This window comes from Specibacter sp. RAF43 (assembly GCF_052114065.1).
In the GTDB taxonomy this organism is placed as follows: Bacteria; Actinomycetota; Actinomycetes; order Actinomycetales; family Micrococcaceae; genus Specibacter.
The window spans coordinates 1-5,328 of record NZ_JBFREA010000052.1; the positions used below are offsets into that span (position 1 = coordinate 1).

A 5,328-nucleotide genomic window follows, 5' to 3' on the forward strand; every position below is an offset into this window, starting at 1 on the left:
GGTGAGGGCCGCCCCGCCCGCGACGGCGACGTGGTGAGGGCCGCCCCGCCCGCGACGGCGACGTGGCCCGCGGCAAGCGCGCCCCGCAGGGTTCCTCGCACCACAACGACGCCGCCCGCTCCGGCGGCCAGGGCGGGGCACCTCGCACCTCGGGATCGGGCGCCGTGTGGTCCTCGAACACCGGCGGAACCTCCGGGGGCAGCTACAGCGGCGGCGGCTCCGGCCGTCCGGCCCGCGCCGGCGGCTCGCGCCGGGCCTCGGCCCCCGCGTCGAACCAGCGTCGCAGCCGCTAGGCACGGCATGCCTTAATTGCGCCGGCACCCTAACGGGGTGCCGGCGCAAATGCTTTAAGCGGGCCCGTCGGGAAGGGGCGGGCCGCTCCGCTGGCCGCTCCGCCCACCGGCGAGCCGTCCGGCCGCGACGGCGGCCCCCGCCACGGTGACCAGGGCCCCCACGATCAGGGCCGCCGGTTCCCCCGGTGCCAGCAGGTGCTCTTGGATGCCGATGGTGGCTGCGGCAATTGGGACGCCCAATTGGGACGCCGCCAGGACTCCGAGGGATACCGGCATGCCGGCCAGCGCCGGGAGGCCGTGGACCGCCAGGGCGCCCAGACCCAGGCCCACCCCCAGGAGGATCATCGATGGCTGCTCGAGGAGCTCCCGGACGTTCAGGGAGGCGCCCAGCCACAGGAAGAACAGCGGACCGAGGAATCCCTCGGTGATCGCGAAGAGCTGGTGCGCGAGCCGGCGGGGCTCACCCACGGCCGCCACCGCCAGCCCAAACGCGAAGCCCGCCAGCATAACGGAGACATGGCTCCAGACCGCCAGGCCCGCCAGGGCGAAGAGGATGAGCAGCTGGAACCGCAACTCAAGCGCGAACTTGCGGGCTTCGGAGACCCGGCGGATCCGCCGTCGCACGCCGTTGCGGGCCCCCGTGCGGAGAAGGACAAATACCGCCGCGGCGCACGCGATAACGGCCAGCGCCCCCCACGCGGCCCGGCCCGCAGTGGCCGGATCCAGGGCCAGCGGCAAGGCCACGATGGCCAGCATGTCCGCCAGCGCCACCTGGGCGGTCAGGGCCAGCACGTGCGGTCCGCCCAGGTCCAGGGCGGTCACGATCGGAAGCACCAACGCCGCCGAGGACGATGCCAGCAGCACCACGTACAGGGGCGCATGGGAGGTGCCAAAGGCGCCGGCAATGCCGACGCCCACCACCGCGGCGGCCAGCACGACGGCGAGCAGCCGCAGTGCCCCGGTGCCCAGGGCGGCACGGATTTGGCTGTTCCGCACCGGCACGTGGGTGCCCGCCACGAACATGACCAGCGCGAAACCCATGTCGGCGAGGAAGCCAAACGTAGGGTCCGCGGCATCCACCACGTTCAGGCCCGCACGGCCCAGGAGGATGCCCGCCAGCAGTTCACCGACCACCACGGGTATGCCCCATTTGCGGGGCAGGGCCAGCAGGGGGCCCAGCAATGCGGCGGCGCAAATGAGGGCAAGGACCGGGAACGTCATGTGCGGCGCCCGGTGCGGGCTTGGCTGTCCATACGCCCCATTGTGCATGCCGGGCGGATTTTCCCCTAGGCTCCACCCCCGGCGCCCGGCTGAACTACTCCTGATGAACTACGGGGCGGGCTCAGCCGTCGTCCGGGTCAACGCTGAGCACGGCCAGGAAACCGCGGCCGGAAACCTCCGGGGCGGACTCGGCGCCCACCACGGTGTCAAACCTGCCCAGGGTCTTGCCGGCCTCCGTTGAGTCCGCAAGCGGGTCGGTGACGGCGGCGGCACCCTGGAGCAGCACCGCAAACTGGCCGGCGAATACGGGGTGCGGGCGTTTCTTGGACAGTTCCACAATGGCCGCGTAGCCCTTGAAGGCGCCGCGGCGGGTCATCAGGTTCAGGTCCATGAGCGATCCCGTGGGCAGGGCCGCGGAAGTGCTGGAATCGCCGGAAAAGCGGAAGGGTCGGAACTTTTCCAGCGCGTGCTCGGCGCCGTCAACGGTCAACGCGATCAGGTCCCCGTCGATGACGGTGAGGATCCGCTCGATGCCCGGCAGCGGCGAAAACGGCCCCGCCGCGGCCACCTCGGCGATGCTGATCCGCCAGTCCCACGCCTGGCCCTTGGCGCCGGCCCCCAGCGTCACGGCGCCCGCGCTTCCGGCCGCCACCTGGCGGGTCACGCCGCCGCCGTTGGCCCACGGGGCAGGCACCAGCTGCGCATAGCGGAGGATCGACGTCACGGTTCGTCGACGTTCTTGACGCTGTAGACGTGCATGCGCTTCGGGTCGGACTGCCGCTTCCGGCTCATCCGCTTGTAGTACGCCCAGCCGCCGGATATGGCCAGGGACAGGCCGAACGCCAGCACAATCTTCACGGGCAGTGGAAACCGGGTCACGGCCAGCACCAGGCACATCACGGCAAAACTGGCGAACTGAACCGTGATGTCCAGCCAATCGGCTTTTCTACGCATGGATCAAGCGTACTCGGTGGGCGGCTACTCCCGGCCCTGCGAGACCCAGGCGGGGTCGGCCGCCCGGAAGCCGACGACGCCGGCCGCCGCCTTGTCCAGCGCGTCCAGTTGGGCGGTGGTGAGGGAGAGCACGAGGGCCCCCAGGTTTTCGTCGATGCGCGCGGCCTTGCGGGTGCCGGGGATGGGAATCACCGGGAGGCCGAATTTCCGGCCCTGGGCCAGGAGCCAGGCCAAGGCGACCTGGGCCGGCGTCGTCCGTGCCCCGGTGGCGGCGGTGAGGCCGTCCGCCACGTGCCGGACGGCGTCGACCACGGCCTGGTTGGCGTCGATGGCGGCGTCGGCGAAGCGGGGGATGGTGTGTCGGAAGTCGCCGGGTCCGAGGCTGGACGCGCTGACGGTGCCGGTCAGGAAACCGCGGCCCAGCGGGGAGTAGGGGACCACTCCGACGCCGAGTTCCGCGGCGGCCGGGACCACGCGCGCCTCTACGTCGCGGCTCCAGATGGACCATTCGCTTTGCACGGCGGCGATGGGGTGGACGGCGTGGGCCGCCCGGAGCTCCTCGGCGGTGACCTCGGACAGGCCCAGGTGGCGGACCTTGCCGGCGCTGACCAGCCCGGCCATGGCGCCCACGGTCTCCTCGATGGGCACCCGGACGTCGCGCCGGTGCATGTAATACAGGTCGATGACGTCCGTGCCGAGCCGGGTCAGCGACTCGTCAATGGCCTGGCGGACGTAGGCGGCGTCGCCGCGGATGTCCCGGTAGCCGGTGGCGGGCGAGCCCACCAGGGCGAACTTCGTGGCCAGCTGCACCTCGTCCCGGCGGGTCTTCAACAGTTGAGAGATGAGTTCCTCGTTGCTGCCGGCGCCGTAAATATTGGCGGTGTCGATGAAGGTGACGCCGGCGTCCACGGCGTGGTGCAGGGTTTGCAGCGCCTGCGCCGGGTCAACCTCCCCGTACACGGGGGTCAGGGCCATGCCCCCGAATCCGAGCGGACTGACTTCCAGGGCGTCGCCGAGCAGAATCTTTGTCATGGGTTCAGCGTATGACGGGGGATGCACCCCCGCGCAAGCCCCCGGGGGAATTACCTGTAGGTACCCACGAAGGGCCGGTTGGTGGGCACCACCTGCTTGCCCAGGGGCATCAGGGAGATGGGGATCATCTTGATATTGGCGATGGCCAGCGGGATGCCGATGATCGTCAGCGCCATGGCGGTCGCCGTGGCCAGGTGGGCCAGGACAATCCAGATCCCGGCCGCCAGCAGCCAAATGACGTTGCCGAGGGTGGCGGCGACGCCGGCGCCGCCTGGCTTGTCGATGACCGTCCGGCCAAACGGCCACAGCGCATAGCCGGCGATGCGGAACGACGCGATTCCCCACGGGATGGTGATGATCAGGACGCAGCAGATGACGCCGGCAAAAAAATAGCCCAGCGCCAGCCACAGCCCGCCAAACACGAGCCAGATGATGTTGAGGATTGTCTTCATCCCTTCATTGTGTCCCACCGGGCCGCCGCCGGCATCAGGGATGACCCTTAAAATTCCCCTGCTTCGCCGCCGCATCCCGGTGCTACGCTGATTTGCACGCATGATGTGTGCGCATCGGAACAACCAGGACAACGAGGACAACTCACACTCATGGACCCGGGTACAGTCTTCTTGATCATCATGCTGGTGATCATTGCCATCGTCGTGGTCGCGGGGGTCACCGTGGCCGTGCTGATTTCCCGCGGCGTCCTGGGCCTTGTCCGGCTGTCCCGGCCCAAGTACGACTCCGCCCGGCGCAATGCCCTCAAGGTGCGGGCCCAGTCCACCGCCGGCCCGGCCGGGGACCTGCTCAAGCAGCGAATCCGCCTGCTGGAATCCCTGGACGCGACCCGGCGCAGCCTCGAGGTGGCCGGGCAGACCGGCCAGTACACCGGCAACCTGGACGCCATCTTCCGCACGCTCCAACAGGCCGGCGGCGTGGTGGAGAGCCAGCTGCTGGTCGCCCAAAAGGATCCTGACCCCGCCGTGCAGGCCCTGTACGCCAAGACCCTGGGCACCCAGGTCGAGCAGATCGCCACGACCGCCACCGGCGTCCGCAACGCCCTGGCCAGCGCCGCCCAGCCCTTGGCCGACGTCGACCTGGCCGACCTCACCGGCAAACTGGCGATCGAGGCGACCATGTTAAAGAACTGGTCCACCACCTACACCGACCTCGGCAAGGGCTGACCACCGCCCATGGGCCTGTTCAGGCGCCTCGCGGCCGCCATCTCGCCCCGGCGGGCCAGGGCGTCCGACGCCGACCGGCTCACCATCGCCGACGCCCAGTTCAAGCAGCTTGAGGCGGTCCAACGGATGCGACGCGGCGTGGCCGACGTCGCCATCAGCCGCCAGCGCCTCGACCTCCAGGCGGCCGAGCTGCGGGCGGCCATGGACTCGCTCCGGGCGACGGCCGCCACCTGCCGGGCCGCCGGCGACGACGGTTCCGCCCAAACCGCCCTGGCCCGGCACACCATCATGGGGGAGCAATACGCCGACCTCATCGGCCAACGCGACGCGCTCGCCGAGCAGGAGTCCATGCTCACCACCCAACTGGCCCAACTGCAGGCCCGCGTGGCCGGCTTCAACGTCACGGCCGAGACCCTCCGGGCCGCCCGGGCCGCCGCCGACGCCCGGCGCCGCATCGCCCAGTCCCTCGATGACCTCACCGATCCCTGACCCCGGCGTCTGACCCGCAATACATGTCGAAAAAGGGACCATTCGAGCCTGTTGCGTTTTGATTTTGGGTGGGCGCGGGATTGGTGCTGCTGCTGGGGGCGGGATCGCTGGCCTCGCGTTGGAATCGGTGCTGGATCGTGAGTTGGGGCCGCACCACGGCT

Annotated in this window: 8 protein-coding genes; 3 read left to right on the plus strand and 5 right to left on the minus strand. The window is 70.3% G+C overall.

Annotation, left to right across the window (positions count from 1 at the left end):
- The first annotated feature begins 62 nt into the window (after positions 1-62).
- The gene (locus tag AB4Y80_RS16725; RefSeq protein WP_442215465.1) at positions 63-293 is read left to right on the plus strand and encodes a hypothetical protein; all 231 of its coding nucleotides are present in this window, start codon (positions 63-65) and stop codon (positions 291-293) included.
- Positions 294-347: 54 nt separating this feature from the next.
- Here AB4Y80_RS16725 and AB4Y80_RS16730 read toward each other — a convergent pair whose 3' ends face one another.
- The 5 genes from AB4Y80_RS16730 to AB4Y80_RS16750 form a co-directional block, all read right to left on the minus strand.
- A complete protein-coding gene (locus tag AB4Y80_RS16730) occupies positions 348-1,514 on the minus strand; it encodes a cation:proton antiporter (RefSeq protein WP_442215466.1) in 1,167 nt (388 codons plus the stop codon).
- A 121-nt stretch (positions 1,515-1,635) separates the two neighbouring features.
- A complete protein-coding gene (locus AB4Y80_RS16735) occupies positions 1,636-2,238 on the minus strand; it encodes a HutD/Ves family protein (protein ID WP_442215467.1) in 603 nt (200 codons plus the stop codon).
- A complete protein-coding gene (locus AB4Y80_RS16740) occupies positions 2,235-2,468 on the minus strand; it encodes a hypothetical protein (RefSeq protein ID WP_442215468.1) in 234 nt (77 codons plus the stop codon). Before AB4Y80_RS16740 ends, AB4Y80_RS16735 begins: the two co-directional genes overlap by 4 nt.
- Positions 2,469-2,492: 24 nt before the next feature.
- Complete coding sequence (locus tag AB4Y80_RS16745) at positions 2,493-3,500, minus strand: aldo/keto reductase (protein ID WP_442215469.1); 1,008 nt, start codon at positions 3,498-3,500, stop codon at positions 2,493-2,495.
- A 50-nt stretch (positions 3,501-3,550) separates the two neighbouring features.
- Positions 3,551-3,952 (minus strand): YccF domain-containing protein, encoded by a 402-nt coding sequence (locus AB4Y80_RS16750; RefSeq protein ID WP_442215470.1) that lies wholly within the window; start codon positions 3,950-3,952, stop codon positions 3,551-3,553.
- Positions 3,953-4,102: 150 nt separating this feature from the next.
- Here AB4Y80_RS16750 and AB4Y80_RS16755 point away from each other — a divergent pair, with 150 nt between their 5' ends.
- Both AB4Y80_RS16755 and AB4Y80_RS16760 read left to right on the plus strand, forming a co-directional pair.
- Positions 4,103-4,678, plus strand: a complete 576-nt coding sequence (locus AB4Y80_RS16755) for a hypothetical protein (protein WP_442215471.1) — start codon at positions 4,103-4,105, stop codon at positions 4,676-4,678.
- Positions 4,679-4,687: 9 nt separating this feature from the next.
- The gene (locus AB4Y80_RS16760) at positions 4,688-5,167 is read left to right on the plus strand and encodes a PspA/IM30 family protein (RefSeq protein ID WP_442215472.1); all 480 of its coding nucleotides are present in this window, start codon (positions 4,688-4,690) and stop codon (positions 5,165-5,167) included.
- Positions 5,168-5,328 lie beyond the last annotated feature (161 nt).

Excerpts from the sequence above, each read along its gene's own strand:
- AB4Y80_RS16740 (WP_442215468.1), bottom strand. The coding sequence starts at position 2,468 with ATGCGTAGAAAAGCCGATTGGCTGGACATCACGGTTCAGTTCGCCAGT.
- AB4Y80_RS16760 (WP_442215472.1), top strand. The coding sequence starts at position 4,688 with ATGGGCCTGTTCAGGCGCCTCGCGGCCGCCATCTCGCCCCGGCGGGCC.
- AB4Y80_RS16745 (WP_442215469.1), bottom strand. The coding sequence starts at position 3,500 with ATGACAAAGATTCTGCTCGGCGACGCCCTGGAAGTCAGTCCGCTCGGA.
- AB4Y80_RS16755 (WP_442215471.1), top strand. The coding sequence starts at position 4,103 with ATGGACCCGGGTACAGTCTTCTTGATCATCATGCTGGTGATCATTGCC.
- AB4Y80_RS16750 (WP_442215470.1), bottom strand. The coding sequence starts at position 3,952 with ATGAAGACAATCCTCAACATCATCTGGCTCGTGTTTGGCGGGCTGTGG.
- AB4Y80_RS16730 (WP_442215466.1), bottom strand. The coding sequence starts at position 1,514 with ATGACGTTCCCGGTCCTTGCCCTCATTTGCGCCGCCGCATTGCTGGGC.